This is a genomic window from uncultured Ruegeria sp. (assembly GCF_947489545.1).
Taxonomy (GTDB): Bacteria; Pseudomonadota; Alphaproteobacteria; order Rhodobacterales; family Rhodobacteraceae; genus Ruegeria.
Genome location: NZ_CANLDZ010000011.1, coordinates 21,428 through 47,230, shown reverse-complemented (window position 1 = coordinate 47,230; position 25,803 = coordinate 21,428). Strand labels below are relative to the sequence as shown.

General features: G+C 56.2%; 28 protein-coding genes. 22 read left to right on the top strand and 6 right to left on the bottom strand.

The features are described 5' to 3' along the window. The first annotated feature begins 67 nt into the window (after positions 1-67). The 6 genes from Q1B13_RS15415 to Q1B13_RS15390 all read left to right on the top strand — a co-directional run bounded on the left by Q1B13_RS15415 (position 68) and on the right by Q1B13_RS15390 (position 4,102). The gene (locus tag Q1B13_RS15415) at positions 68-754 is read left to right on the top strand and encodes a response regulator transcription factor (protein WP_120634046.1); all 687 of its coding nucleotides are present in this window, start codon (positions 68-70) and stop codon (positions 752-754) included. 224 nt (positions 755-978) lie between these two features. Beyond that, positions 979-1,386: a GFA family protein gene (locus tag Q1B13_RS15410; protein WP_367180707.1), complete on the top strand. Its 408-nt coding sequence runs from the start codon at positions 979-981 to the stop codon at positions 1,384-1,386. Between the two features lie 72 nt (positions 1,387-1,458). Continuing rightward, on the top strand, positions 1,459-2,247 hold the full coding sequence (locus Q1B13_RS15405) for an exodeoxyribonuclease III (RefSeq protein ID WP_299082075.1): 789 nt from the start codon (positions 1,459-1,461) through the stop codon (positions 2,245-2,247). Between the two features lie 86 nt (positions 2,248-2,333). Then, positions 2,334-3,251 carry a thioredoxin gene (gene trxA, locus Q1B13_RS15400; RefSeq protein WP_299082077.1) on the top strand — a complete coding sequence of 306 codons (918 nt, stop codon included), beginning with the start codon at positions 2,334-2,336 and terminating at the stop codon, positions 3,249-3,251. 27 nt (positions 3,252-3,278) lie between these two features. Then, positions 3,279-3,920 (top strand): LON peptidase substrate-binding domain-containing protein, encoded by a 642-nt coding sequence (locus Q1B13_RS15395; protein WP_299082079.1) that lies wholly within the window; start codon positions 3,279-3,281, stop codon positions 3,918-3,920. After that, positions 3,917-4,102, top strand: a complete 186-nt coding sequence (locus Q1B13_RS15390; RefSeq protein WP_298937333.1) for a Trm112 family protein — start codon at positions 3,917-3,919, stop codon at positions 4,100-4,102. Before Q1B13_RS15395 ends, Q1B13_RS15390 begins: the two co-directional genes overlap by 4 nt. Here Q1B13_RS15390 and Q1B13_RS15385 read toward each other — a convergent pair. Beyond that, on the bottom strand, positions 4,099-5,325 hold the full coding sequence (locus Q1B13_RS15385) for an FAD-dependent monooxygenase (protein WP_299799940.1): 1,227 nt from the start codon (positions 5,323-5,325) through the stop codon (positions 4,099-4,101). The genes Q1B13_RS15390 and Q1B13_RS15385 overlap by 4 nt on opposite strands. A gap of 86 nt (positions 5,326-5,411) precedes the next feature. On the opposite strand from Q1B13_RS15385, the gene Q1B13_RS15380 reads away from it, so the two are divergent. From Q1B13_RS15380 to Q1B13_RS15365, 4 genes are all read left to right on the top strand, one after another. Beyond that, complete coding sequence (locus Q1B13_RS15380; RefSeq protein WP_299082083.1) at positions 5,412-6,740, top strand: amidase; 1,329 nt, start codon at positions 5,412-5,414, stop codon at positions 6,738-6,740. A 108-nt stretch (positions 6,741-6,848) separates the two neighbouring features. Further along, complete coding sequence (locus Q1B13_RS15375; RefSeq protein WP_298937330.1) at positions 6,849-8,030, top strand: aminotransferase class I/II-fold pyridoxal phosphate-dependent enzyme; 1,182 nt, start codon at positions 6,849-6,851, stop codon at positions 8,028-8,030. A gap of 14 nt (positions 8,031-8,044) precedes the next feature. Then, positions 8,045-10,984, top strand: a complete 2,940-nt coding sequence (locus tag Q1B13_RS15370; RefSeq protein ID WP_299082085.1) for a DNA translocase FtsK — start codon at positions 8,045-8,047, stop codon at positions 10,982-10,984. A 39-nt stretch (positions 10,985-11,023) separates the two neighbouring features. After that, positions 11,024-11,620 carry an outer membrane lipoprotein carrier protein LolA gene (locus Q1B13_RS15365; protein ID WP_299082087.1) on the top strand — a complete coding sequence of 199 codons (597 nt, stop codon included), beginning with the start codon at positions 11,024-11,026 and terminating at the stop codon, positions 11,618-11,620. 15 nt (positions 11,621-11,635) lie between these two features. Here the strand turns inward: Q1B13_RS15365 and Q1B13_RS15360 are convergent, their stop codons facing one another. Then, positions 11,636-12,217: a lytic transglycosylase gene (locus Q1B13_RS15360; protein WP_298937327.1), complete on the bottom strand. Its 582-nt coding sequence runs from the start codon at positions 12,215-12,217 to the stop codon at positions 11,636-11,638. A 328-nt stretch (positions 12,218-12,545) separates the two neighbouring features. Here Q1B13_RS15360 and hspQ point away from each other — a divergent pair, with 328 nt between their 5' ends. Next, complete coding sequence (hspQ, locus tag Q1B13_RS15355) at positions 12,546-12,872, top strand: heat shock protein HspQ (RefSeq protein WP_298937326.1); 327 nt, start codon at positions 12,546-12,548, stop codon at positions 12,870-12,872. Between the two features lie 35 nt (positions 12,873-12,907). On the opposite strand, the gene Q1B13_RS15350 is transcribed toward hspQ, so the two are convergent. The 3 genes from Q1B13_RS15350 to Q1B13_RS15340 form a co-directional block, all read right to left on the bottom strand. Next, positions 12,908-14,485 carry a gamma-glutamyltransferase family protein gene (locus Q1B13_RS15350; RefSeq protein WP_299082089.1) on the bottom strand — a complete coding sequence of 526 codons (1,578 nt, stop codon included), beginning with the start codon at positions 14,483-14,485 and terminating at the stop codon, positions 12,908-12,910. A gap of 214 nt (positions 14,486-14,699) precedes the next feature. Continuing rightward, a complete protein-coding gene (locus Q1B13_RS15345) occupies positions 14,700-15,149 on the bottom strand; it encodes an ATP-binding protein (RefSeq protein ID WP_299082091.1) in 450 nt (149 codons plus the stop codon). A gap of 22 nt (positions 15,150-15,171) precedes the next feature. Next, positions 15,172-15,510 carry an STAS domain-containing protein gene (locus Q1B13_RS15340; protein ID WP_299082093.1) on the bottom strand — a complete coding sequence of 113 codons (339 nt, stop codon included), beginning with the start codon at positions 15,508-15,510 and terminating at the stop codon, positions 15,172-15,174. Positions 15,511-15,610: 100 nt separating this feature from the next. Between Q1B13_RS15340 and Q1B13_RS15335 the strand changes: the two genes are divergently transcribed. The 3 genes from Q1B13_RS15335 to Q1B13_RS15325 all read left to right on the top strand — a co-directional run bounded on the left by Q1B13_RS15335 (position 15,611) and on the right by Q1B13_RS15325 (position 17,825). Continuing rightward, on the top strand, positions 15,611-16,783 hold the full coding sequence (locus tag Q1B13_RS15335) for an acetyl-CoA C-acyltransferase (RefSeq protein ID WP_299082095.1): 1,173 nt from the start codon (positions 15,611-15,613) through the stop codon (positions 16,781-16,783). Between the two features lie 92 nt (positions 16,784-16,875). Beyond that, complete coding sequence (locus Q1B13_RS15330) at positions 16,876-17,331, top strand: GAF domain-containing protein (protein WP_299082097.1); 456 nt, start codon at positions 16,876-16,878, stop codon at positions 17,329-17,331. A gap of 29 nt (positions 17,332-17,360) precedes the next feature. Continuing rightward, positions 17,361-17,825, top strand: a complete 465-nt coding sequence (locus Q1B13_RS15325) for an NUDIX domain-containing protein (protein WP_298937320.1) — start codon at positions 17,361-17,363, stop codon at positions 17,823-17,825. A gap of 29 nt (positions 17,826-17,854) precedes the next feature. Here Q1B13_RS15325 and Q1B13_RS15320 read toward each other — a convergent pair whose 3' ends face one another. After that, a complete protein-coding gene (locus tag Q1B13_RS15320) occupies positions 17,855-18,136 on the bottom strand; it encodes a DUF1294 domain-containing protein (protein ID WP_299799933.1) in 282 nt (93 codons plus the stop codon). A 116-nt stretch (positions 18,137-18,252) separates the two neighbouring features. Between Q1B13_RS15320 and Q1B13_RS15315 the strand changes: the two genes are divergently transcribed. Genes Q1B13_RS15315 through Q1B13_RS15280 form a run of 8 tightly spaced genes read left to right on the top strand, consistent with a single transcriptional unit; the run spans position 18,253 to position 25,751 of the window. Beyond that, a complete protein-coding gene (locus tag Q1B13_RS15315; protein WP_299082101.1) occupies positions 18,253-18,822 on the top strand; it encodes an XRE family transcriptional regulator in 570 nt (189 codons plus the stop codon). Beyond that, complete coding sequence (locus tag Q1B13_RS15310) at positions 18,822-19,445, top strand: LysE family transporter (RefSeq protein ID WP_299082102.1); 624 nt, start codon at positions 18,822-18,824, stop codon at positions 19,443-19,445. Before Q1B13_RS15315 ends, Q1B13_RS15310 begins: the two co-directional genes overlap by 1 nt. A 4-nt stretch (positions 19,446-19,449) precedes the next feature. Beyond that, positions 19,450-19,830, top strand: a complete 381-nt coding sequence (locus tag Q1B13_RS15305) for a GFA family protein (RefSeq protein WP_299082104.1) — start codon at positions 19,450-19,452, stop codon at positions 19,828-19,830. Between the two features lie 15 nt (positions 19,831-19,845). Then, positions 19,846-22,302 carry an FAD-dependent oxidoreductase gene (locus Q1B13_RS15300; protein WP_299082106.1) on the top strand — a complete coding sequence of 819 codons (2,457 nt, stop codon included), beginning with the start codon at positions 19,846-19,848 and terminating at the stop codon, positions 22,300-22,302. A gap of 18 nt (positions 22,303-22,320) precedes the next feature. Further along, complete coding sequence (locus Q1B13_RS15295; protein WP_299082107.1) at positions 22,321-22,797, top strand: cupin domain-containing protein; 477 nt, start codon at positions 22,321-22,323, stop codon at positions 22,795-22,797. 3 nt (positions 22,798-22,800) lie between these two features. Continuing rightward, complete coding sequence (locus Q1B13_RS15290; protein WP_299082151.1) at positions 22,801-23,853, top strand: alcohol dehydrogenase family protein; 1,053 nt, start codon at positions 22,801-22,803, stop codon at positions 23,851-23,853. An 11-nt stretch (positions 23,854-23,864) separates the two neighbouring features. Further along, positions 23,865-24,758 carry a homocysteine S-methyltransferase family protein gene (locus Q1B13_RS15285; RefSeq protein ID WP_299082109.1) on the top strand — a complete coding sequence of 298 codons (894 nt, stop codon included), beginning with the start codon at positions 23,865-23,867 and terminating at the stop codon, positions 24,756-24,758. Positions 24,759-24,767: 9 nt separating this feature from the next. Next, positions 24,768-25,751, top strand: coding sequence for a GlxA family transcriptional regulator (locus Q1B13_RS15280; RefSeq protein ID WP_299082111.1), 984 nt, complete (start codon positions 24,768-24,770; stop codon positions 25,749-25,751). Positions 25,752-25,803 lie beyond the last annotated feature (52 nt).

The window sequence follows — 25,803 nt, the reverse complement described above, 5'->3', positions numbered from 1 at the left end:
TGCAGCAAAGCTTGTTGATTGCATATTCCACGCGCAAGTGATGGAAAAGGCTTTGGAGGACCGGGAAATGGCTCAACTCAAGAAAATCCTGCTGGTGGATGACGATGAAGACCTGCGCGAAGCACTCAGCGAACAACTGGTGATGACCGAGGATTTCGATGTGTTTGAAGCGCATGACGGTCAGTCCGCAATGGAGCGGGCGCGCGAGGCGATCTACGACCTGGTGATTCTGGATGTTGGTCTGCCGGACACGGACGGCCGCGAGCTGTGTCGCCTGATGCGTAAACAAGGTGTCAAAAGTCCGATTCTGATGCTGACGGGCCATGACAGCGATGCCGATACGATCCTGGGTCTGGATGCTGGTGCCAATGACTACGTTTCGAAGCCATTCAAGTTTCCGGTTCTGTTGGCCCGTATTCGCGCGCAGCTTCGGCAGCATGAACAGTCCGAAGACGCTGTTTTTGTTCTTGGCCCCTATACGTTCAAGCCTGCGATGAAAATGTTAATCACTGAAGATGATCGCAAAATTCGTCTGACCGAGAAAGAAACCAATATTCTCAAGTTCCTCTATCGTTCAACTGATGGTGTGGTGGCCCGGGACGTGTTGCTGCACGAGGTCTGGGGTTACAACGCTGGAGTGACTACACACACGCTGGAAACTCACATCTACCGGCTGCGTCAGAAAATCGAGCCTGATCCGTCAAATGCGCGCCTTTTGGTCACAGAATCGGGCGGATATCGCCTAGTATCTTGATCGCCTGTAGATTGATTTGGATCAAAGTGATACTCTGTGGTCATAATTAGATTACTCCCGACCCGTGTATGTCCGGGTAATGACATGCACCTCCCTGTTGGACTGCCGGGCCTTTGGCCCGGCCTTTTTTTGTTCTGTTATTGCTTGTTATCAGCAGGATTGCAGGCAATTCCAACATTGCTCAGCATCAGATGTTCTTGTAATGTTCCGTTGGAATTTTCTGGATGGAGGCATTCTTGGTGATTCAGGGTAGTTGTTGTTGCGGAACAGCCAGGTTTCAACTGAAACGCGAACCCTCCGTAATGGGCACGTGTCATTGTTCCCGATGCCGTAAAGCCGGGGCCAGCACGATTGTGTTTGTGAAAAAGGAAGATCTGATATGGCTGCAGGGTAGGGACAAGGTGGCGTTGTACCGGCCAAATGCTCCTTACAAATACGGCAGATGTTTCTGCAAAGGCTGCGGAACATCTCTTGGCGAGATTCTGTCGGATGAAGACAGTTTCCCAATCGCAGCGAACGCGCTGGACACGACGTTGACTTCAAAGGTCCAGTTTCACGAGTTTGTCTCGGAGAAACCTGATTGGTATGAGATTTGCGATGATGCACCCCAATCTGATGGGCACCCGTCCTAGACGTTTTTTCCGATAGCACCTGCACCTACACCGCGATAGGTTGCGCCAACCGCGACAGAGGAAGCCTACCCCATGCCCTTTACCCTTGCCACCTGGAACATCAACTCGGTCCGTCTGCGTGAGCCGATCGTGCTGAAGCTGTTAAAGGAAGAAGCACCGGATGTTCTGTGTCTGCAGGAATGTAAATCGCCAGTGGAAAAGATCCCAACCGAGGCGTTTTCGGCGCTTGGCTACAGCCATATGATTGCGCGGGGTCAAAAGGGCTATAACGGCGTCGCTATTCTGTCTCGCTTACCCATTGAGGATGTTGGCGACAAGGACTTTGCTAGTCTGGGTCATGCCCGACATATCGCCGGTCGTTTGGAGAACGGAGTGACGATCCATAATTTCTATGTTCCTGCAGGTGGGGATGTGCCCGATCGCGAGGTGAATGAGAAATTCGGTCAAAAACTCGACTATCTGACTGAAATGCGGGACTGGTTTCACGTGGACAAGCCAGAGAAATCAATTCTGGTCGGGGATCTGAATATCGCCCCGCGTGAGGATGACGTCTGGTCCCACAAGCAACTGCTCAAGGTCGTGTCGCACACACCCATCGAGGTCGAGCAACTCGCTGAAACCCAAGACGCAGGCGGTTGGATCGATATCACCCGTCAGGATATCCCCGAAGGGCAGCTGTATAGCTGGTGGTCCTATCGTGCGCGTGACTGGGATGCTGCGGACAAGGGGCGGCGGCTGGATCACGTCTGGGCGACACCCGATATTGCGAACGCGGGCCATTCCAGCAGGGTTCTGCGCGACGCGCGTGGCTGGGAAAAACCAAGTGATCACGCTCCGGTTTTTGCGACCTTTGACATTTGATCGGATACGGCCTGAAAACTCCCCCCTTGGTTTCCGCGCTCAGTGGTTGCATATAGGGCGCAAATTTGAACGAAAGAGTGATTGCCATGGACCTTCTGAACACCGCAGCCGGCTCTGATACCGGTGATCTGATCAAAGATGGAACCGAGGCCACGTTCATGGCCGACGTTGTCGAAACCTCACAGGACATTCCTGTTATCGTTGATTTCTGGGCACCTTGGTGTGGCCCATGCAAAACGCTCGGTCCACTTTTGGAAGAAGCCGTAACCGCTGCCAAAGGCGCGGTGAAAATGGTCAAGATCAATGTCGACGAAGCTCAAGCAATCGCCTCGCAATTGCGCATCCAGTCGGTCCCAACCGTGTATGCCTTTTTCAAGGGTCAGCCTGTTGATGGATTTCAGGGTGCCGTGCCGGGATCTGAAATCAAGGCATTTGTGGATCGTGTTATAGAAGCCGCTGGTGGGGAAAGCCCCGGTGGACAATTGGAAGACGCGGTGGCAGCAGCCGAGGAAATGCTGACTGAAGGTGCCGCTGTTGATGCAGCTCAGACTTTTGCCGCTATCCTGGGCGAAGACCCCAACCATGCCGCGGCTTATGGTGGTCTTGTGCGTTCTCACATTGCATCTGGTGATCTTGAGCAGGCCGAAGCGATCTTGAATGGCGCACCCGCCGAGATCTCTACGTCGCCTGAAATCGAAGCAGCCCATGCGCAGCTTGAGCTGGCCAAACAGGCCGCTGACGCGGGTCCGGTGGCCGATCTGACAGCGCTGGTGGACGCTGAACCGGACAATCATCAGGCGCGATTCGATCTGGCGCAGGCACTGCATGCCAATGGCGATGTGGAAGAGGCCGTGGCGCAACTCCTGGAACTGTTCCGCCGGGATCGCGAATGGAATGAAAGTGCAGCCAAGTCGCAGCTGTTCACGATCTTTGATGCGTTGAAGCCAAATGATCCGATTGTTCTGAACGGACGCCGCAAACTCAGCTCGATGATATTTGCCTAATTCCGGTTCAGAGCTACACTCGGATACATGATGCATCCCGCCGACCTGCCGGATACGATATCCGTTTTTCCACTGCCCGGGGCGTTGCTGTTGCCCCGGTCACGCTTGCCTTTGCACATATTTGAACCGCGCTACCTGCAAATGCTGGATGATGCTTTGAAGACCAAGGAACGTCTGATTGGCATGGTGCAGCCGAACCCGTCCCCGAGTGACGAAAAGAAATTGCATCAGATCGGATGTGCCGGTCGTGTGACACAGTTTTCCGAGACTGAGGATGGTAGGTATCTGATCACGCTCACCGGGGTTTCGCGGTTTCGGATCACTTCGGAACTGGACGCATTCACACCTTATCGGCGGTGTGCTGTCGCATGGGATGGGTTTGACCGCGACTTGGGTAAAACCGAAAAGGATGACGAGTTTAATCGTACACGGTTCTTAACCTTACTCGAGCGGTTCTTCTCATCACGGGATTTGTCAACTGATTGGGATTCCATGAAAGATGCCGATGACGAATTACTGGTGAATTCGCTTTCGATGCTTCTGGATTTCGATCCCGAAGAAAAACAGGCTTTGCTTGAGGCGCCCTGTTTGCGCACCCGGCGCGAAACACTGGTGACATTGATCGAGTTCGCCCTTCGTGGCGGTTCAAATGAGGAAACACTGCAATGAACGCATCCGAACACGCATTTGACCGCCACATGCTTGAGGCGCTGATTTGCCCAAAAACCCAGACGACCCTGCATTATGACGCTGACCGACAGGAGCTGGTGTCGAAAGCTGCGGGTTTGGCGTTTCCGATCCGCAATGGAATACCAGTGATGTTGGTGGACGAGGCCCGCGAACTGGACTAAATCGCGCGGCCCTGCAGCAGTTTCGGCAAGTCTCCGGTCAGCCCGGCGGCCTCGCGCACAAAGCTACGGCGCAACCCGGGCAGCGAGCCGACCAGGCCCATGCCGATATCGCGGCCCATCCGCAGGACAGGGTTGTCGTTTGAAAACATCCTGTTGAACACATCCGTCGCCATGGCCAAAGCGGCGGTGTCAAACCGGCGCCACTCTTGATACCGCTCCAAAACCAGTGTCGATGCGATGTCTTCCCCTCGACGCCCAGCCAAAGTCAGAACCTCGGCCAATGCGCCTACATCGCGCAGGCCTGCATTCAGGCCTTGCCCGGCAATCGGGTGCATGCCGTGGGCGGCGTCCCCGACCAAAGCCAAATGGTCCGATATGAAGGAATTGGCGATGGTCAGGTTCAGCGGGTAGGTGAATCGGTCGCCCTGTAGCCATATGTCACCGAGGAAATCTCCGAAACGGGGGCGCAGGACCTGAAGATAATCCGTCTCAGACATGGCGTTGATGCGCTGCGCGGTTTCCGTATGTTCGCTCCAGACAATCGAGCTGCGGTTGCCGGTTAGAGGCAGGATCGCCAACGGGCCTGGGGGCATAAAAAACTGATGGGCGACGCCATGATGCGGCAGATCATGTTCGATGGCGCAAACCAGGGCCGTTTGGCCATAGTCCCAACCGCTGCGCTTAATACCGGCACGCGCCGCTGTACCGCTGCGGCGACCATCACATCCGACGACCAACTGACCCGAAACGGTGGATCCGTCGTCAAGTGCCAGTGTTACGCCTGCCATGTCGGTCTTTTGAGAAACAACTGTCTTGCCGCTGAGTTGGGTGATCTGCTGCTCTTGCGTCATCGCGTCCAAAAAGGCGCGGCGAAGGTGGCGGTCTTCGACCATGTATCCCATCGGACCTTCTTCGATCTCGGCATGGTCGAAATGCATAAAGAACGGCGACGGGCCAGCGCCTGCGTGGCCGTCCGTCACCTTGATTTCCAGCATTGGCTGCGCGTGCTCCGCGACCCGATCCCAGACCTCGATCGCATCCAGAAGACGCTGAGACGCCAACGCCAAGGCATAGGCGCGCCCATCAAACGTGGCCTTCATGCGCAGTGTCTCTGGCAGCGTGTCTATAACTGTAACCGAATGCCCGGTTTGCGCCAGCGCCAGCGCCAGCGCCGGGCCATTCAGGCCACCGCCGACGATCAGGATATCCGAAGCCTTTGTCATGCCCTGCAATATGCGCGCCCTTTCGGGATTGTCCATGTGCGGTCCTGTCGCTACCGTCCCTAAAAGCCAGAAATCGGAGGGATAAAATGCAGGATTGGTTGACCATGACGGCGTGTGATCTGGGTCGTGGAATCGGCATGGGCCAAATTGATCCGGTTGAGTTGACCGAAACCTACCTGTCCGCCATTGACGCCCATCCGCACCGCGACCGGATCTATGCACGCGTGAGCCATGACAGAGCACGGGCCGAGGCTGCCGCCGCCAAAGAGAGAGCGGGTCTGAGCTTGCGACGTTCCCTGTTGGATGGGGTTCCGATCAGTTGGAAGGATTTGTTCGATACCGCTGGTACAGCAACCGAGGCAGGATCAGCCTTGCTTAAAGGCCGCGTACCCGACGCAGACGCAGTGGTTCTACGCAACGCCACAGCCATGGGAACCGTCTGCCTGGGCAAGACACATATGAGCGAATTGGCCTTTTCGGGTCTTGGTTTGAACCCGATCACCGGCACGCCGCCCTGTATTGACGATGAAGACGCGGTTTCAGGTGGATCATCCTCTGGCGCAGCGGCGTCTGTTGCTTGGGGTTTGGCGGCATGTGGCATTGGGTCGGACACGGGCGGGTCCGTGCGCATCCCGGCTGCCTGGAACAATTTGGTGGGTTTGAAAACCACCGCTGGGCGGGTCAGTCTGGAAGGCACAGTACCGCTCTGCCTGCGCTTCGACACCGTAGGGCCCTTGGCGCGATCTGTCGAAGATGCAGCACATGTGCTGGCGCTCCTGGAAGGCGGAACACCCGCGGATCTACGCGGGGCGACACTGAAAGGGCGGAGGTTTGCCGACCTGCAGAATGTAGCCAAGGATGATCTGCGTGATATGCCGCGCAAAGCTTATGATGATGCGCTGCAAAGACTAAAGGAAGCTGGTGCTGCAATCGTTCCTTTGGACGTGCCGGAATTGAACGAGGCGATGGGTCTGTCCGGTGTTCTTTATACCACCGAAGCCTATGGCCTTTGGCGTGATGTGATCGAAGCGAACCCCGAGGCGATGTATCCCGAAATTCTGGAACGGTTCCGTATGGGCAAGACGTATTCCGGTCCGGATTATGTGTCCGCGTGGTCGAAATTAAAGGCTTGCCGCACCGCTTGGGATGCGGCAACGGCCAGTTTCGACGCCGTGTTGGCCCCGACTGCGCCAATACTGCCGCCCAATCTGGATCGTTTGATGAGCGATCATGAGTATTACGTGACCGAGAACCTTCTTGCCCTGCGGAACACCCGGATCGGCAATCTGATGGGCCTGGCTGCGCTGACTTTGCCCACTGGAACACCGGGATGCGGCCTTATGATGTTGGGCTATCCAGGGTCTGAAGAGGCCCTATTGCGTGTCGGTTCAGCGGTCGAATCTGCACTGACCTGAATGCCACAATCCCCTGATTCGGCACCTCTTTGTCTGGACGAAGGGGTGCGTGATCTGTAATCTGACAAAAAACGGGGCGAAAATGATCCCGGTATTGAGGCAGTACTTATGAATTTCCCCGAGCGGTTCTCGAACCTACCGGCATATGCATTCCCGCGCCTGCGCGCCCTGTTGGATCATCATCAGCCGGGTGGCGACGTAATTCACATGACCATCGGCGAGCCCAAGCACGATTTTCCGGCCTGGGTGACGGATGTGATCATGGAAAACGCGGGTGGATTCCAGGGATATCCGCCGAATGAAGGATCACCCGAACTGCGCGCTGCCATCACTGACTGGATCAAACGGCGCTATGGCGTGGCGATGGATCCGGACACCAATGTGATGGCTCTGAACGGCACGCGCGAGGGGTTATATAATGCCGCGATGGCCCTGTGCCCCGAACAAAAGAACGGCCAAAAACCGGTCGTCCTGTGCCCGAACCCATTTTATCAGGTCTACATGGTCGCCTCGATCTCGGTCGGAGCGGAGCCGTATTTCGTACCTGCCACCGCAGCCACGGGACATTTGCCGGATTATGCAGGCTTGCCCGAGGACGTGTTGAACCGCACCGCCGTGGCCTATATCTGCTCGCCCGCGAACCCGCAGGGGGCGGTCGCATCGCGCGAATATTGGGCCGAATTGATCCGGCTGGCCGAGGCATACGATTTCCGCATCTTCGCCGATGAGTGCTATTCCGAGATTTACCGCGACGAGGCACCAGTTGGCGTTCTGACTGTCGCACAAGAGCTCGGCGCTGATCCCGAGCGGGTCACGCTGTTCAATTCACTGTCGAAACGGTCGAATTTAGCTGGTTTGCGGTCGGGTCTGATTGCAGGCGGGCCAGAAACGATCAAGCGCGTCAAACAGTTGCGCGCCTACTCAGGTGCCCCGTTGCCCGCACCGCTTCAAGCTGCCGCTGCCCGGGTTTGGGCAGACGAGGCCCATGTTGCTGAAAACCGTGCGCTCTATCAGGAAAAATACGCCATTGCGGATGCGGTTTTCGCCGGCGTTCAGGGCTACATGCCCGCTGAAGCCGGGTTTTTCCTGTGGTTGCCCGTCGAGAATGGCGAGGAAACAGCGCTTAAGGTTTGGCAGGAAACCGGAGTTCGGGTTTTGCCGGGCGCATATCTTTCTCAAGGTGATCCGGGACAGAACCCGGGCGAGCAGTTTATCAGGGTCGCCATGGTGGCCCCAAGAACAGAGATGCAGCACGGGCTGACCCAGCTCCGCGACTGCATCTATTTGTGAGGTACGAGGGCAAAATGGCATCTTACAACGCGCGCAACCGCGATCCATTGTTGGACAGCACGACCCAAGCCGCGATTGAACGGCGCAGCAAGGAACTGATCGGGATAGCCCTGATCCTTTTGGGCTTTGCCGCCGCTGCAATGATCTGGTCCTATACGCCGGACGATCCGAACTGGATGGTATCAACAGACGCACCAGTGCAGAACTGGATGGGGCGGATCGGCGCCTCGATCGCAGCGCCGCTGTTCATGATCGTTGGTTGGGGAAGCTGGGGCATTGCGTTGGTGCTGATTGGCTGGGGTGTGCGGTTTGCCGGGCATTTCGGAGAAGAGCGGGCCGTAGCCCGCTTGATCTTTGCCCCGATCTGGATTGCCGTTGTCTCTGTGTACGCCGCAACGCTGCTACCCGGTGCCGATTGGCGCGCGACCCATAGCTATGGGTTAGGAGGCCTGTTCGGTGATACTGCAATGGGCGCCTTGCTGACCCTGCTGCCGATCGCCTCTCATTTTCTGGTCAAACTGATGTCCCTGATTATGGCCGTTGGGATGATCGCATTGGGTATCTTTGTGCTGGGCTTCATCAAAACGGATGTACAGCGGGGGTTCCGCGCGTTTCTGTTGGGACTCGTGATGGCCTACGACATGTTGATGACCCTGTTGGGCCGCGGAGCGTCAGCGACGGCACGGGCTGCGCGCGAACGTCGCGCACAGTGGGAAGATCGCAAAGCGGCTCGCGTGGAAGCGGCCGAGGCTGTTTACGAGGACGAGTTGGCCTACGCCGATCCAGTCTTTGATGAGCCGGAATTGTTCGATCCGGAACCCGTTGCTAAGACGGGTCTACTGGCCAGAATGCCCTCACTGATCCGCCGCCCGGACCCAATGCCAGAACCTGAGTTGATCGACCCGGATCCTGTCATGGGCTATGATGACATGCCCGGAGAGGACCGCATTCAGTCCAAAATCTCGGCGGCTGTGCGCAATCGCAAAGTCGCCAGCGGGGAAGTGACACCAGAGCCCGATCCGAATCTGCCGCTCACCAAGGGCAGGGGGCGCGGACCCGACCCCCTGATCCTGAATGCTTCGCAGAACGATGGATTACCACCTGAGCCGCCACTGACTTCGACGGGTTTGCCGCCGGAACCGCCGATGACAGGTGCCGGGGCAGTCGACAGGCAAGACCCGGTTGCCGACGCATATGCACCGCAGCTGGCTGATGCCGACGACTACATGAATGAGTATCAGCCCCAGCCAGAAATTGAGGACGAAGCCGTGTTTGAAGATGCGGCCGATCAGGCGATGCAATCGCGCCCTGCGATGAAAATTCCAGTCGCAGAACCGCGGAAGCCCGTTGTGGCACAACCGGTTCGCCGTGCACCTTCACCGTCGCGTCGTGCGCAGGCCGAGGCGCAACCGACATTGTCATTCGAAGAAAAGCACTCGGATTTCGAATTGCCACCGCTTGGCTTGTTGTCAAACCCGTCCGCCATTCAGCGCCATCATCTGAGCGATGAGGCCTTGGAGGAAAATGCACGGATGCTTGAAAACGTGCTGGACGACTACGGTGTCAAAGGCGAGATCGTCAGCGTCCGTCCCGGCCCGGTTGTTACCATGTACGAATTGGAGCCCGCACCAGGCTTGAAAGCCAGCCGTGTGATCGGTCTGGCCGACGATATCGCGCGGTCGATGTCAGCGCTATCGGCACGGGTTTCGACCCTGCCGGGTCGCTCGGTCATTGGCATCGAATTGCCGAACGAGAACCGCGAGATGGTGGTTTTGCGGGAAATTCTGTCCGGCCGAGATTTTGGCGACGGCAATCAGGCCCTGCCGCTGGCATTGGGGAAGGATATCGGCGGCGAGTCTGTTGTAGCTAATCTGGCCAAGATGCCTCACCTTCTGATTGCCGGAACCACCGGTTCCGGTAAGTCGGTGGCAATTAACACGATGATCCTGTCGCTGCTGTATAAGCTGACTCCGGATGAGTGCCGCCTGATCATGATCGACCCCAAGATGTTGGAATTGTCGGTTTATGATGGCATTCCGCACTTGCTGTCGCCCGTTGTAACCGACCCGAAAAAGGCAGTTGTCGCCCTGAAATGGGTCGTCGGCGAGATGGAAGATCGCTATCGCAAGATGTCCAAAATGGGTGTCCGCAATATCGCCGGCTACAATGGCCGGGTGAAGGATGCGCTGGCCAAGGGCGAAATGTTCAGCCGTACGGTTCAGACCGGGTTTGACGATGAAACCGGCGAGCCGATGTTCGAGACGGAGGAATTCGCACCAGAGTCGATGCCCTATATCGTTGTCATTGTCGACGAAATGGCCGACCTGATGATGGTTGCAGGTAAAGAGATTGAGGCCTGTATTCAGCGTCTGGCACAGATGGCACGGGCCTCGGGTATCCACCTGATCATGGCCACGCAGCGGCCTTCAGTCGACGTGATTACCGGTACGATCAAGGCAAACTTCCCGACCCGTATTTCGTTCCAGGTAACATCGAAAGTCGACAGCCGTACCATTCTGGGTGAAATGGGCGCTGAACAACTGCTGGGTCAGGGCGACATGCTCTATATGGCGGGCGGCGCCAAAATCACCCGTTGTCACGGCCCATTTGTCTCGGACGAAGAGGTCGAAGAAATCGTCAACCACCTGAAACAGTACGGCCCGCCGGACTATGTGAACACCGTTTTGGATGGTCCGGCCGAAGACAAAGCCGACAATATCGATGCTGTTTTGGGCTTGAACACCGGTGGTAATACCAATGGTGAGGACGCTCTGTACGATCAGGCGGTGGCGATTGTGATCAAGGATCGCAAATGCTCGACCTCATACATTCAGCGGAAACTTGCCATTGGTTACAACAAAGCTGCGCGGCTTGTTGAGCAAATGGAGGACGAAGGCGTTGTTTCATCGGCAAATCATGTCGGTAAGCGCGAAATCCTGGTCCCCGAGCAATAGGATATTTAATAACAAGGTCAAAGCGCATATCTGAGTGTCATGAAACAGATTGCTTTTGCCCTTGCTTTAACAATGGCTGCCCCGGCGGCCTGGGCCGCGGATAAGCTTCCGCTGTCGCAGATATCAACCTACCTGAACGGTTTGAAAACGGTTCAGACAACGTTCACTCAGGTCAATGATGACGGGTCGCTGAGCACAGGGAAGCTGTGGCTGGAGCGACCGGGCAAAATGCGGTTTGAATACGACCCACCCAACAGTGCGGTTGTTGTGGCCCGGTCTGGCAGCGTCAAGATATTCGACCCTAAGTCGAACCAGCCGCCCGAGCAGTATCCCCTGAAGCGCACCCCACTATCCTTGGTTTTGGCGCGGAACGTGAACCTTAGTCAGGCGAATATGGTCGTGGGCCATAGCTTCGATGGTACGGCTACAGTCGTGACAGCTCAGGATCCCAAAAACCCAGATTCCGGTCGTATTGAACTTATGTTCACAGGTGATCCGGTTGAGCTTCGCAAATGGGTGATCCATGATAACGCAGGCAGCCAGACCACGGTATTGCTTGGACCGCTGGCGGACGGCGGTCGCCTGGATCAGGATTTGTTTTCCAGCAAGGAAAGGCGCGGGTCAGACAATCGCTGACCCGCCAAGCCAGTCTTAGTATCTGCAACCGGCCAGTTGTGACTGATACAACTGTGCGCGTGAATCCACATCGCTGGCGACGTTCAGCAGCCAGGACTTATTGTTATAGCTTCCGCGCGCAAAACCAGTGTGACCTTCGTGATAGGCTAGATACTGATTGCGTGTGTCGGCGGGGTGAATGCCGTTGCGCTCGTACGATTTGTTCATGTACCAACCGATAAAGTCAGATGCATCGCGGATGCGATCCCGCTTGGCGCGGCGCTTTCCGGTTTCGCGCTGATATTCATCCCAGGTTCCATCCAGAGCCTGACTGAAGCCATAGGCGCTACTTTGCCGACCCATCGGGATCACGCCTAATACGTAACGATGCGGCGTGCGCGCGTCGTGGCGGTATCGGCTTTCCTGATAAATTGTCGCCATCTGGACGTGGACCGGCACGCCCCATTTCCGCTCGGTGCTTTTGAACGCCTTGATGAAATCGGGACGTTCGCGCGCAATGCTGCATGCATCGTTCAGCTTGCTGGGCGGTCGTTGCGAACCACCCCCGCAGGATGCCAAAAGCAGCACCCCGAAGAGTACGATAAGAATTCTGCTCATGTGCCTCGTGCCTTTTTTCTTTATTCTAGCGCAGATTGTAGTCTGAGGGAATCACATTCGTCATGAAGCGATGGCCAAAACGGCCGATCCGTCAGGCGTGGACATGCAAGCACACGTCATTTCCTGCGTCGCAAATCGGGCGACAGCCAGCTAATCGACGACGAAACCTAACGTCACCGTAGTAAAACCTGTCCTTGCAGTTGAAAAAACGAACCCCATGTCCTTGCACACTGTCAGTCAGAGGTTCACAGACTGTTTCCCTGAATTGCAGATCAATGATTGGATTTTATACCCGGAACGGGGTAGTAACTGCTTTGGGGGCAGAATAATGCTGAAGACACAAGCCAAGTACCGCCTGGGTCAGGTGGTTCGCCACAAAAAACATCCCTTCCGAGGGGTGGTTTTTGACGTGGATCCTGAGTTTTCAAACACTGAGGAATGGTATGAGGCGATCCCGGAAGACAGCCGCCCGATCAAAGATCAGCCATTCTACCACCTGCTGGCCGAGAACGACCAATCCTTCTATGTAGCTTATGTTTCAGAACAAAATTTGATCGCTGACCAGTCGGGTGAGCCCGTTGAGCATCCCGACATTCCCAACATGTTCGGGCCTTTTGAAGACGGTGGATATCCGCTGCACTTCCACCTTAACTGAGTAAGTCTGACCCGCACGTCTCGATGCGGTTTCCGTCAATACCCGATAGCGCAGCCGTCTTTGCGCGGATCACTGGCTCCTTCGAGAACTCCATCCTCGCGGATTCGTATTGACTGTGCGCCACCCAGTGGTGTTTCCGGTTCTTGAATATTGTGACCCATTTCAGACAATTGTTTCGAGATCCCATCTGTATAGCCGCGCTCCAGTTTTAGGACGGATCCGTCAGCAAAAGCGCGAGGGGCATCAATGCTCTCCTGCAGGCCAAGGCCGAAATCAGTAAGGTTGGACAGGAAACGCGCGTGACCGGTTGGTTGATAGGCTCCGCCCATAACTCCAAATGGCATCATCACCCGGCCGTTTTGGCGAAGCATCCCCGGGATAATCGTATGCATGGGACGTTTCCCGCCACCAAATTCATTGGGATGACCCGGCTGCAAGGTAAATCCAGCCCCTCGGTTCTGCAGAAGAATTCCGTATTTTTCGGATGCAATGCCTGAACCAAAACTGTGAAATATGGAATAGATCAACGACACGGCCATTCGGTCCGGGTCCACAACAGTAATATAAACCGTGTCCTTATGGACCGTCTCGGTCAGCGGCGCCGGTGTCGACATCGCGCGTTTTGGATCGATTAGGGCGGCAAGCTGCTCTGCTATCTCACGGTTCAAGAACCGCTCCGACATATCGGTGTGATCCGGATCGGCGATGAGACGATTTCGTGCGTCATACGCCAGTTTCGTGGCCTCAGCCTCGACATGCACCCGTTCTGCCCCAAAAGGATCCATGTTTTGCAGATCGAAATGCTTGAGAATGTTCAGCAACAGAATGGCCGTGGCGCCTTGTCCGTTGGGCGGATGCTCGACAAGTTCGATGCCACCGTAGTCTCCGCTTATGGGGTCCGTGACCGTGCATCTGGTATTCATAAAATCCTCGTCGGTATGAACGCCGCCCATTGAAGCCAATGCTGCGATCATGTCTTGAGCGATTTCGCCCGAATAGAAGGCGTCGCGCCCATTGCGGGCGATCTGGCGTAGAACTTCTGCTTGCCCCGGTGCTCGAAAAACCTGACCGGTTTCTGGTGCCTTTCCGTTGATCAAATAGCGCTCTCTGGCGCTGCCTTGCAGCGTCGCCGCACCGATCTGCCAATCAAAAGCCACTCTGGGGGCGACTGGAACGCCCCGTTCCGCATAGTGAATCGCCGGTTGCAAAAGAGCTTCCAGACCCAAGCGCCCCTCGGTCTGGGCAAGGTGACAAAACACGTCCACCGCACCGGGAATGGTGACGGCGTCCGGGCTGTTCAGGGGAACGGAGGCAAAACCCTTGTCCCGCAAGTGTTGCGCCAAAGCGCTCTCAGGCGCGCGGCCCGAACCGTTCAGGGCGCGTATTTCGTTTTCGCCCGCTCGATTGAACAGAACAAAGCAATCACCGCCCAATCCTGTCATTTGCGGCTCACAAATTCCAAGCAGAACGGCACCGGCAATCGCAGCATCCATCGCATTGCCGCCTTGGGCGAGAACATCGATCGCCACCTTTGCAGCCAGCGGGTGCGATGTGGCGCACATCCCTTCGGTTGCCAAAACCTCTGACCGACCCGGTTTGTGCAAATCACGCATGGCGCATCCCCTTCGCATTGACGTGGCGAAGGTATATCGCGGTCTCGTTTTGTCCAGCTATTTCAAGGGAGAAGTTCCTCGGCGCCGTTCACTGGGTGGGGGCTGTGATTCGTGACGCCGAGGGAAGCTATCTGAGCTACAGGATGAGTTATGAACGTTGTTTGGGGCGCTACAATGGTTCGAAAATGGCCTTATTGTGACTATCCTCGCTAAACTAACTGTGCCCCGTAAAATCAAACCGCAAGGATAGTCGATTGCATCCCTTGCGACGCTCGTAGCTGATATCACTCGTTAATTCATATATGAGGTACCACCCAAACCCGCCTTCCGGCAGATCCTGCTGGGTCGTATCGACCGAGGCTGGTATTCCGTCAGGGGGGTGCAATCCTGGCAGAGGGTTGCCCGTGTCCGAGATCAGAATATCCAGTCGATCCTGATCCAGTCGACAAGTGACCTGTACTTTCGCCGGCGCGATGCCAGCATAAGCATGTTCGACGACATTGTTGATGGCTTCAGCCAGTGCGATTTTCACATCATCCGCTTTCTGCACAGGTAAGCCTTGATTGGACAAACCGATGCTAAGCTGTTCAATCCCGGCACTGGCCTCAGCTTCCGTTGCGGGAAAGCTCAACTCCAGACAGGTCTCGTTAGAAATTGGATTCACGCCGGTCCACTCCTGCTAGAGGTTAGTCAGCGGTGGCTGACAATGCGTCGTCCAAGGTCGGGAACAGCCGAAAAACTGTGTCCATGCGCGTCAATCTGAACACTTTTTCGACGACCGGTTGAGGTCCCGCCAAATCCAGTTTTCGATTGCCTCCCAGCTGCTTCATCGATGCGACAATCGCGCCGAGGCCACTGGAATCGATAAATTCCACACCCGCAAGATCGAGAACAACTCGATTTGTACCCGAATCGGTTTCGCGGCGCATATCTTCTTTGAACTGTATGGCCATTGCGGCGTCGATACGGTCGGAATGAACCGTGATAACTTGTGTTGCGCCAGTGATTGTGCTGGTCAGCCCCATGATCGACTGCCCTCCAAACTGAAATTGCGTCGTATAAATACGCTAGACGGCAATTCTTACCATTCGGTATTCAAGGGCCGACAACAGAAGGAATACCGGGATGAAAGAAGTCGTGATTGCAGGGGCCGCGCGTACACCGATGGGTGGGTTTCAGGGTGTCTTTGACAGTGTCACTGCGGCTGAGCTGGGCGGCAGTGCTGCGCTTGCTGCCCTGCAGCAGGCAGGTGCCCGGACAGTTGATGAGATGTTGATGGGGTGCGTCCTTCCGGCGGGGCAGGGTCAGGCGCCCGCTCGTCAAGCAGGATTTGCGGCAGGTCTGGGCGAAGAGGTCCCGGCCACCACGCTCAACAAAATGTGCGGGTCAGGGATGAAGGCGGCGATGATTGCCTTTGATCAGATTGCGCTGGGCCATGCGAACACGATGATTGCAGGCGGGATGGAGAGCATGACAAACGCGCCGTACCTGCTGCCGAAGATGCGTGGCGGGGCACGTATTGGCCATGGTCAGGTGGTTGACCACATGTTTCTCGACGGGTTGGAGGATGCTTACGACAAGGGTCGCCTGATGGGCACTTTTGCCGAGGACTGCGCAGAAGCCTATCAGTTCACGCGCGAAGCACAGGACGAGTACGCCCTGCAATCGCTGTCAAACGCGTTGACGGCACAGCACAGTGGTGCGTTCGAGGGTGAAATCACGCCCTTTGTCGTGCGAACTCGAAAAGGTGAACTAACGCAGGATGTTGATGAGCAGCCCAAATCCGCGCGGCCCGAGAAAATACCGACCCTCAAACCGGCCTTCCGGAAAGACGGAACCGTCACAGCTGCCAATTCCTCTTCCATCTCTGACGGGGCTGCGGCGCTCGTCCTCGCCTCTGCTGACGCAGCTGAGGCTCAGGGTCTGAACGTTCGCGCCCGGATCCTGGGCCATGCAAGCCATGCGCAGGCCCCGGGTCTGTTCACCACCGCTCCGGTTCCGGCGGCGCAAAAGCTGTTGGAGCGCATCGGTTGGGCGAAAGAGGATGTCGATCTGTGGGAAGTCAACGAGGCCTTTGCCGTGGTTCCCATGGCCTTCATGCATGAAATGGGTCTGACACGCGACAAGGTCAACGTGAACGGTGGCGCCTGCGCATTGGGGCATCCTATCGGTGCGTCCGGTGCCCGGATCATGGTGACGCTTTTGAATGCGCTGGAAAAACGCAACCTCAAGCGGGGCGTCGCCGCGATTTGTATAGGTGGTGGGGAAGGTACAGCCATCGCCATTGAACGCGTTTGACCCTTTCCCTGTTTCGCAATAATTCGGGGGAATTGACCAAGCGGTTCGGGAACCGGGCGGTGTCCTGACCCCTCAGCGAAACGGGTACACACATGATGATCGACTATGGCGCGCTTGCCAAAACCATTGCTGCCCTGACCGAGGGCGAAACTGACGAAATCGCCCTGATGGCAACTGTTGCCTGTGAAGTGCACCATTCTGATGCACGGTTCGATTGGACCGGGTTTTATCGTGTCACCGCGCCCGGGTTGTTGAAAATCGGACCTTATCAGGGCGGCCATGGTTGCCTTGTGATCCCTTTTGATCGGGGTGTGTGCGGCGCTGCCGCGCGTACGGGTGAAGTGCAGCTTGTCGCCGACGTCGATGCCTTTCCCGGTCACATTGCCTGTGCATCCTCGACCCGATCCGAACTGGTTCTACCGGTCCGGAACGCGGCTGGCGAGGTTATCGCGGTGTTTGATATCGATAGTGACCAGCCGGATGCGTTTGATGAGAAAGACGCAGAGAAACTTGGTGAAATCCTAACCAGTGTATTCTCGCGATACTGACAACGCAGCTCAAGCAAGCGGATATCGATGTGCCCGAAGTTCCTATCAGAGCATTCATTGTCTCATTGGTCGCCATTCGTGAAGGTCGTGACAATGTCGAAGTCTTGCTGTTGAAGCGCACCCAGTCGCTTGAAGGAGAATGGTGCCAGATCGCCGGTTCGATTGAAGAAAACGAAACGGCTTGGCAGGCTGCGCTGCGTGAACTGCGGGAAGAAACGGGTTTAGAAGCGGTTTCGCTGTACTCTGCTGACATTTGCGAACAGTTTTACGAGCCACATCGCGATGCCATAACGATGTCCCCAGTATTTGTTGCTTACATCGACAACGAAGCTGACGTGAAACTGAACTTTGAGCACAGTGACTATGTTTGGGTCAGCTTTGACGGCGCTGTTGAAATGGTTGCCTTCGGCGGTCAAAGGCGGGTTCTTCGTTGGATACGGGATGAGTTTGTTCTGAGAAAGCCAAGTCATCATTTGCGGATAGAATTTGGGTAACCGCCTTTCAAAGGGGTAGTTTCTACGTGTCAATCCAGCCCGAAAAGGTTTCCTGAAATCACCAGGTAAACAGCCGCCGACTGCGCCAGAACGATCCCTAGCAACCGCATCGTGAATCCGCGCTTGCGTGTCTTGTGCTGGAATATCCAGGGACCTAGAAGCGCTGCGGGGCTGCCACCAAGCGCAGCCAGCCAGAGCAATTTACGCTCAGGAACCCTGCGCCTGCGTCGTTTTGCGCGTGCCTTGTCCCAACCAAAAGTTAGCAAGGTCAGGACGTTGATCATCCAAAGGTACACCACCGAAATCCACATGCCAGACGATTAGACATCTGGGTGACACGCTGCAAATGAAAAAATACTTTGAAATTTCACAGTTTTGCTTCATCGTGAAAAACGGAAAGAAAATTTCACAAGATTCGGAGCGGTTAGTGAACAGCCAGGCCTTACCCAGCGCCACACTCGGAGCGGATTTGCGCGCCCTGCGCAAGGCGCGTGGGTTGACCCTGATCGAAATTGCCGCACGATTGGATCGGTCTGTCGGTTGGCTCAGCCAGGTTGAGCGTGATATGTCTGAACCTTCGATCTCAGACCTGAGGTTGATCGCAGAATGTCTGGGTGTGCCAATGTCGATGCTGTTTGCACATTCGGCCGCGCCAGCAGATGAGCAAGGATACATCGTCCGGGCAGGGTCACGTCGGCCAATGGGGTCAAATGAGGAAGGTTTGATCGAAGAATTGCTCTCACCCGATCTGACCGATGACTTTGAGATGGTGTATTCCACATTTGAGCCGAACTCGCGCATGCAGACCCCTGCAAATCGGCCCACGCAAGAAGTGGGGTACATGATTTCGGGCAATCTGGATCTGAAAATTGGGGATCGCAAATTCACGGTTGGGCCCGGTGACAGCTTTCGGATCCGACACGAACCCTACCAATGGTCGAACCCATTCTTCTCTCCTGCTGTGGCCATCTGGGTCATCGCTCCGCCGGTGTACTGATGAGCTTTGATGCCTGGACCATATTCGCGCTGTTCTGGGTGGTGTTCGTCACCACACCGGGGCCGAATGCGGTCAACTGTATATCAAACGGAATGAGCTTGCCGCTTTCCAAAGCGATGCTGGGTGTACTGGCCATCCTGACACAGGCCAGTGCATTCTTGATCCTTTCGGCGCTGGGCGTGACAGCCCTTATCGCTGCCTCACCAACTGGGTTCTTCATTGCAAAACTTGTCGGAGCCGGATTTCTTATCTGGCTCGGTCTTCGAAGCTGGATGAATGCAACAAAACCTGCGCCTGCTTCGGAACGCCCTGCGCGGCAGGTCTATCTGCACGCATTGGCGGTAGCGACGATCAACCCCAAAAGCGTTGCCGGATATCTCGCGGCCTTTTCCCAGTTCGTGCAGCCAGACGTGCCGATCTGGGAGCAGATGATGATGATCATGCCGACCGCGCTGGTGATCACAATGTTCAGCTACACAGGGTTCACCGTATTGGGCGCCGTGATGGGAAAAGCGGCTTTAGGAGCGGTTTTCAATACTTGGGTCCGTCGGGCGATGGCGGGCTGCTTCATCATCTACGGTGTGTTGCTGGGAACCAGCACCGCGCCTATTGCGAAGGGATAGTCACATGCATTCAGGCTCATGCCTCTGCGGTTCGGTTGCGTTTGCGATCGATGGTGCGCTTTCTGCACCATCCGCGTGTCATTGCGGCCAGTGCCGCAACCAATCAGGCCATGTCTGGGCCTCGACGAGTACCCATGAGGACAATCTCAGCTTTTCGTCGGATGAAACGCTGAGTTGGTTCCGTGCCTCGGACATTGCGCGCCGTGGATTCTGCAGGGCCTGCGGATCGTTCCTGTTCTGGCAGCACGATGATGAAGATACGATTTCAATTTCTATGGGCGCCTTGGATGAGCCCACCGACCTGAAGCTCGCCCGGCACATCTTTGTGGCCGACAAGGGCGATTACTACGACATCAAAGACGACCTGCCTCAAGAGGCACAGTGATAGGGAACTAAACGCATGAGTGATTTTCCGACGAAAGCCCGCGTGGTCATCATCGGTGGTGGTGTGGTGGGGACCTCCTCGCTCTACCATCTGGCAAAAAAAGGTTGGACCGATTGTGTTCTACTGGAAAAGAACGAACTGACTGCTGGTTCGACATGGCACGCTGCAGGCAATGTACCGACCTTCTCAAATTCATGGGCGATCATGAATATGCAGCGCTACTCGACCGAGCTGTATTCACGCCTTGCCGATGAGGTCGACTACCCAATGAACTATCACGTTTCGGGGTCGATCCGATTGGCGCACAGCAAGGAGCGGATGCAGGAATTCGAACATGCCATGTCGATGGGTCGGTACCAGGGTATCCCGATGGAGATGTGGACCCCGGAAGAAGCGAAGGAACGGTATCCATTTCTTGAAACGCATGACCTCGAAGGCGTCCTATATGACCCAACCGATGGTGATATCGATCCTGCGCAGCTGACCCAAGCTCTGGCCAAGGGTGCGCGTGATCTTGGGCAAAAGATCCTGCGCTTCACACCCGCAACTGGCGTGACGCAGCGTGGTGATGGAACCTGGACCGTCCATACGGATAAGGGCGACATCGACTGCGATTATGTTGTGAACGCCGCCGGTTACTATGCGCAGCGTGTGGGTGAATGGTTCAAAGCCTTTGGTGGTCGCACCGTTCCGGCCATGGTGATGAGCCACCAGTATCTTTTGACCGACGAAGTGCCTGAAGTCGAAACATGGTCCAAAGAGAACGGCGGCAAGAAACTTCCGCTGCTGCGTGACGTAGATATCTCCTACTACCTGCGGCAGGAAAAGAACGGCTTCAATCTTGGCCCCTATGAACCCAACTGTAAGGGCCATTGGATGACCGAGGATGACCCGATGCCCGAAGATTTCTCGTTCCAACTGTGGAATGACGATCTGGATCGGATCGAGGATATCATGACGGACGCGATGGAGCGTGTGCCGCTAATGGCAACCTCGGGTGTTGGCCGCGTGATCAATGGACCGATCCCCTACGCGCCAGATGGTCTGCCACTGATCGGCCCAATGCCGGGCGTAAAGAATGCGTTCGAGGCACACACCTTTACCTTCGGGATTGCGCAGGGCGGTGGTGCTGGCAAAGTGCTGGCCGAATGGATCGTCGATGGCAGCACCGAATGGGATATGTGGGCCGTCGATCCGCGCCGATATACCGACTACACCGATCAGGACTATTGCAATCGGAAAGGCATGGAAGTTTACGGCAATGAATACGCCATGCATTTCCCCCACCATGAATGGCCTGCCGCCCGCGACAAAAAGCTGTCGCCGATACATGCCAAGGTCAAAGACCAAGGCGGTGTCATGGGCGCCTATAATGGCTGGGAACGCGCCAATTGGTTCGCGCAACCCGGCGATGACACCTCGCTTGAGGCGACCCATACCTGGGGTCGTTCTGGTCCGTGGGAGCAGCGGATCAAACAGGAATGCGAGGCTGTGCGCGACCATTGCGGTGTATTGGATTTGCCAGGCTTTTCGCGATTCAAAATTCAAGGACCCGGTGCGGATGAGTGGCTGCGTGGCATGGTCACGGGGGCGCTACCCAAGATTGGCCGCGTTGGGCTGGTGTATTTCTCGGATGAACGCGGTCGGATCGTGACTGAAATGTCTGTCACGCGGGAGGCAGAGGACCTCTTTATATTGGTCACGGCGGCGACGGCGCAGTGGCACGACCGCGAGTGGCTGGAGCGCCACATACCCGCCGACGCTGCCTTTGCGCTTGACGATTGGACAACCCGAATGAGCACGCTCATCGTCACGGGACCCGCATCTCGGGACGTTCTGAGCAAAGTATGTGATGCAGATCTGTCGTTGCCTTGGCTCAGTTTTCAGGAAAGCGAAATCAAGGGCGGTTGGGTCGCCTTGTTGCGCGTGTCCTACGCTGGCGAGCTGGGCTGGGAGGTTCATGCCGAAAATGCGGATATGCCTGCGATCTATGATGCGATTTTGGACGTCGGTGCCAAACCCTTTGGCATGTATGCTCTGAACAGCCTGCGTATCGAAAAAGGCTACCGCACCTGGAAGGGCGACTTGTCAACCGACTACACATTGCTGGAAGGTGGGCTGGAGCGGTTCGTCAAGCTGGACAAGCCACAGGATTTCCCGGGCAAGGCCGCGATCCTGAACGAAAAGCAGCAAGGCGTGAAAAAGGCATTTGTCACGATGACCGTTGATGCAGGCGATAGCGATGCGCCTTACATGTCCTGCATTTGGCAAAACGGAGAGATTGTCGGCGAGACCACTTCGGGCGCTTGGGGGTACCGCGTTGGCAAATCGATCGCGCTGGGCATGATTAAGGCTGATCTGGCAAATCCGGGCACCGAGCTTGAGATCGAAATCTACGGTCAGAAGTGCCGCGCCGTGGTAGAGCAGGATCAACCGCTTTGGGATCCCGAGAATGAGCGGTTGCGCGCTTAGACTCTCAAGGAGGCCGCCATGAGCAAACGATACGCCATTTTGGGACCCGGTGAGGGCCCCAACTATGACTGGGAAAACGATCATACCTTTGTCAAAGTGTCCGGAAAAGACACGGATGGTGCCTATACGCTCATGGAAGACAATCTGAAGGCCAGCTTTGCGCTTGGCCTTCATCGCCACGACACCCATGCCGAGACGTTCTATTTCCTTGAAGGTGAAGTGGACTTCTACGTTAACGGGGATTGGCACCGATGTGGCAAAGGAACCACGATGCATGTCCCGCCGGGGGTAGCCCATGCTTGCCGCGTGATCGGGAATGCGCCTGCTAAGATGCTGATGATCTTTCAACCATCGGGGTTTGACGGTTTTCTAGCGGAACTTGCAAAGATGAGCGAAACCGATTTCGCTGATGAGGCAAAGATGTCTGAGTTGAATGCCCGTTACGATATCGTGCCAATGGGACCAATCCCGCCTCACCCCGATGACGAGAGCTGAATGATGGCATCTCCTGCAACGATGGCCGGTGTCTACCTCACACGCCATGGTGGTCCAGAGGCGTTGGAATGGCGTGACGACATACCCATTCCCCAGCCCGGGTCGGGTCAGGTGCTTGTCCGGGTGGCTGCTGCCGGGGTCAACAATACAGATATCAATACGCGGGTGGGCTGGTATTCGTCGGATGTGACTGGCGCCACGGATGCGGTCGATCAAGAGGTCGAAGCAGGCGGTTGGGGCGGGGCCCTGCAGTTCCCGCGTGTTCAGGGCGGTGATCTGTGCGGTATCGTTGAGGCAGTTGGAACAGGTAGTTCATTCGAACATGGGCAGCGCGTGACCTGCCCAATCAACCTGCCACGCCCAAGGCCCGGTAACCCGCATGGATTTATCGCACTGGGTTCAGAAATCGACGGGGCGTTCGCGCAATATTGTCTGGTTGAGGCAGATGACCTTTACGATGTGTCCGCGTCGCCCTTGACGGACGTGGAAATCGCTGCAATTCCCTGCGCATTCGGGACGGCCGAGAACCTGTTGACACGGGCTGGCGTCACCGCCGGGCACAAGGTCTTGATCACTGGCGCGTCCGGAGGTGTTGGCTTGGCGGCGGTACAACTGGCGGCTTTGCGCGGTGCGTCCGTCTGCGGTGTGACCGGTGCGGCCAAAGCAGAAGCGGTCAAATCACAAGGTGCTGTTTCGACTTTCGAACGCGACGCTTCCATCCCAAAGGACATGTTCGATGCCGTGATAGATGTGGTTGGTGGTGCCGCTTGGTCCGGCCTGATCCTCGCACTGAAGCCGGGCGGTCATTATGCCGTCTCCGGCGCCATTGGCGGTCCGATCGTCGAGGCCGATCTGCGCGATATCTATCTGCGCGACATCACCATTCACGGCTGCACTTATCAGTCGCCTGAGGTTTTTGGTCGCTTGGTTGAGTTGATGAACGAAGGGCGGATCAAGCCATTGATTTCACGCACCTACCCCCTGAAGGACATTGCCAAGGCGCAAGAGGATTTCCTATCCAAAACGTCGCCGGGAAAGATGGTTCTAATCCCCTGAGGAGTCTTAAGATGGCAGATATTACTCTTTTGGATGGCTCGGTTGGGCAAGAACTGGTCAAGCGCAGCGGTGACAGCCCGACGCCTTTGTGGTCGACCAAAGTCATGATGGACCATCCCGAGTTGGTCCAGGCCGTTCATGCCGAATACTTCCGTCGTGGCGCAACAATTGCGACAACCAATACCTATGCGATCCACCGCTCGAGACTGGTGCGTGAAGGGCTGGAGGATCAGCTGGAAGTGTTGGTCGAAACCGCCGTGTCGCAGGCTCGGGCAGCCCGCCCGGATACACATGCCCGCATTGCCGGTGCTCTTGGGCCTTTGCTGGCGTCATATCGCCCAGACTTGAATCCCGATCCCGTGGATGCCGCCGAAAAATTCGCCGAATTGGTTGGGTTGATGGAGGGTGGCGTCGATCTGTTTCTAATTGAAACAGTGTCTTCAGTGCTTGAAGCCGAAGGTGCAATGCGAGGCACTGCAACGTCCGCAAAACAAGTTTGGTTGGCGCTGTCGGTCATGGATGAGGATGGCACACGTTTGCGTTCCGGTGAGTCGCTTGGCGACATCGCGCCGCTTGTCGAACGATATCGGCCGGATGCTGTGCTGATCAATTGCTCGCGGCCCGAGGCCGTTCCGGCTGCCTTGCAGATCCTTGCGGGGATGGGACTGCCGTTTGGTGCCTATGCCAATGGGTTCACGCATATCTCCTCAGGGTTCCTGGAAGATGCGCCAACTGTCGACAGTTTGGATCAGCGACAGGACCTTGGCCCGGACGCATACGCAGAACATGTCATGGCATGGATCGCTCAAGGCGCGACCATTGTCGGCGGGTGTTGCGAGATTGGTCCTGATCATATCGAGGTTTTGTCCAAAAAGCTTCGATTGGCCGGGCATCGGATCGTCTGAGGAAGGCACATGGCAGCCAAAACATCCCCCACTGGTTCCGAGCAAACTCAGGAAACCTGGAGCTTCGACATTCTGGTGGCACCGGGTTTTGTGTTGCTGGAAGTGGCGTCACTGGTGGATGTATTGCGTCTGGCAAACCGGGTCTGCGCCGCGCCCCCGTTCAGATACGCGTACCGGTCCCTGCGGGGCGGTTCGGTGGCCAGCAGCAGCGATGCCACGGTTTCAACCGAATGCGTGCCATCGCAGCCAAAGGCTGATTATCTGTTTGTTATCGGCAACTCGGACCCCGATCAGCCAGATCTGTCACTGGGGCGGATCGTTTCAGACTACACCTATCGTGGTGCCCAGGTTTTTTTGCTGGCCGAAGCCGCGAGCCGTTACATTGACGAACAAGGCACTGCCGATCTGGCAACCCATTGGGAAAATGCCTTTTTTCTTCGCGAACGTGGGGCAGGATTCGAGGCAAAGCTCTCGATTGCTACTGAACAGGGTGGCGTCGTGACCTGCGCAGGGATGGGCGCGACGGCCGACATCGCCTTGGCCGTAATAGGTCGGCATATCTCGGGACCTGCGAAGATGACGGTAGCCGATATCATGCTGCATGAGAACATCCGCGATTTCTCATCCATGCAACCGTTTTCTGGCGCAAAAACAACCGCTACCGGGGATGCAAAGCTTGATCAGTGTATAAAGCTGATGCAGGCGAATATCGAAGATCCGATGCCAATCCACCAGATCGTTAAGGATCTGCACCTGTCGAACCGATCGCTGGAACGCAAATTCAAATCATTCTTTGGCACGACCCCGAATAGCTTCTACCGGGAAATGCGATTGGCCAAAGCCAATAACCTGCTGTTGAACACAACGATGAGCGTGCGGGAAATTGGGTTGGCTTGCGGTTTCACCAACGGGTTCTCGTCAGTCTACAAAAGCGTTTTTGGCATCACGCCGTTTGTGATGCGGCGGGAAAAACGACAAGCGTCTCAAAGGTGATTTTTGCCGACGCGCTGACGTTTTTGGTGGGTTTCCTGTCGATCTTTCATGT

Bases quoted from the DNA above. Each gene is read 5' to 3' on its own strand.
- Q1B13_RS15415 (WP_120634046.1), top strand. From the start codon at position 68: ATGGCTCAACTCAAGAAAATCCTGCTGGTGGATGACGATGAAGACCTG.
- Q1B13_RS15410 (WP_367180707.1), top strand. From the start codon at position 979: ATGGAGGCATTCTTGGTGATTCAGGGTAGTTGTTGTTGCGGAACAGCC.
- Q1B13_RS15405 (WP_299082075.1), top strand. From the start codon at position 1,459: ATGCCCTTTACCCTTGCCACCTGGAACATCAACTCGGTCCGTCTGCGT.
- trxA (WP_299082077.1), top strand. From the start codon at position 2,334: ATGGACCTTCTGAACACCGCAGCCGGCTCTGATACCGGTGATCTGATC.
- Q1B13_RS15395 (WP_299082079.1), top strand. From the start codon at position 3,279: ATGATGCATCCCGCCGACCTGCCGGATACGATATCCGTTTTTCCACTG.
- Q1B13_RS15390 (WP_298937333.1), top strand. From the start codon at position 3,917: ATGAACGCATCCGAACACGCATTTGACCGCCACATGCTTGAGGCGCTG.
- Q1B13_RS15385 (WP_299799940.1), bottom strand. From the start codon at position 5,325: ATGACAAAGGCTTCGGATATCCTGATCGTCGGCGGTGGCCTGAATGGC.
- Q1B13_RS15380 (WP_299082083.1), top strand. From the start codon at position 5,412: ATGCAGGATTGGTTGACCATGACGGCGTGTGATCTGGGTCGTGGAATC.
- Q1B13_RS15375 (WP_298937330.1), top strand. From the start codon at position 6,849: ATGAATTTCCCCGAGCGGTTCTCGAACCTACCGGCATATGCATTCCCG.
- Q1B13_RS15370 (WP_299082085.1), top strand. From the start codon at position 8,045: ATGGCATCTTACAACGCGCGCAACCGCGATCCATTGTTGGACAGCACG.
- Q1B13_RS15365 (WP_299082087.1), top strand. From the start codon at position 11,024: ATGAAACAGATTGCTTTTGCCCTTGCTTTAACAATGGCTGCCCCGGCG.
- Q1B13_RS15360 (WP_298937327.1), bottom strand. From the start codon at position 12,217: ATGAGCAGAATTCTTATCGTACTCTTCGGGGTGCTGCTTTTGGCATCC.
- hspQ (WP_298937326.1), top strand. From the start codon at position 12,546: ATGCTGAAGACACAAGCCAAGTACCGCCTGGGTCAGGTGGTTCGCCAC.
- Q1B13_RS15350 (WP_299082089.1), bottom strand. From the start codon at position 14,485: ATGCGTGATTTGCACAAACCGGGTCGGTCAGAGGTTTTGGCAACCGAA.
- Q1B13_RS15340 (WP_299082093.1), bottom strand. From the start codon at position 15,510: ATGGGGCTGACCAGCACAATCACTGGCGCAACACAAGTTATCACGGTT.
- Q1B13_RS15335 (WP_299082095.1), top strand. From the start codon at position 15,611: ATGAAAGAAGTCGTGATTGCAGGGGCCGCGCGTACACCGATGGGTGGG.
- Q1B13_RS15330 (WP_299082097.1), top strand. From the start codon at position 16,876: ATGATGATCGACTATGGCGCGCTTGCCAAAACCATTGCTGCCCTGACC.
- Q1B13_RS15320 (WP_299799933.1), bottom strand. From the start codon at position 18,136: ATGTGGATTTCGGTGGTGTACCTTTGGATGATCAACGTCCTGACCTTG.
- Q1B13_RS15310 (WP_299082102.1), top strand. From the start codon at position 18,822: ATGAGCTTTGATGCCTGGACCATATTCGCGCTGTTCTGGGTGGTGTTC.
- Q1B13_RS15305 (WP_299082104.1), top strand. From the start codon at position 19,450: ATGCATTCAGGCTCATGCCTCTGCGGTTCGGTTGCGTTTGCGATCGAT.
- Q1B13_RS15300 (WP_299082106.1), top strand. From the start codon at position 19,846: ATGAGTGATTTTCCGACGAAAGCCCGCGTGGTCATCATCGGTGGTGGT.
- Q1B13_RS15295 (WP_299082107.1), top strand. From the start codon at position 22,321: ATGAGCAAACGATACGCCATTTTGGGACCCGGTGAGGGCCCCAACTAT.
- Q1B13_RS15290 (WP_299082151.1), top strand. From the start codon at position 22,801: ATGGCATCTCCTGCAACGATGGCCGGTGTCTACCTCACACGCCATGGT.
- Q1B13_RS15285 (WP_299082109.1), top strand. From the start codon at position 23,865: ATGGCAGATATTACTCTTTTGGATGGCTCGGTTGGGCAAGAACTGGTC.
- Q1B13_RS15280 (WP_299082111.1), top strand. From the start codon at position 24,768: ATGGCAGCCAAAACATCCCCCACTGGTTCCGAGCAAACTCAGGAAACC.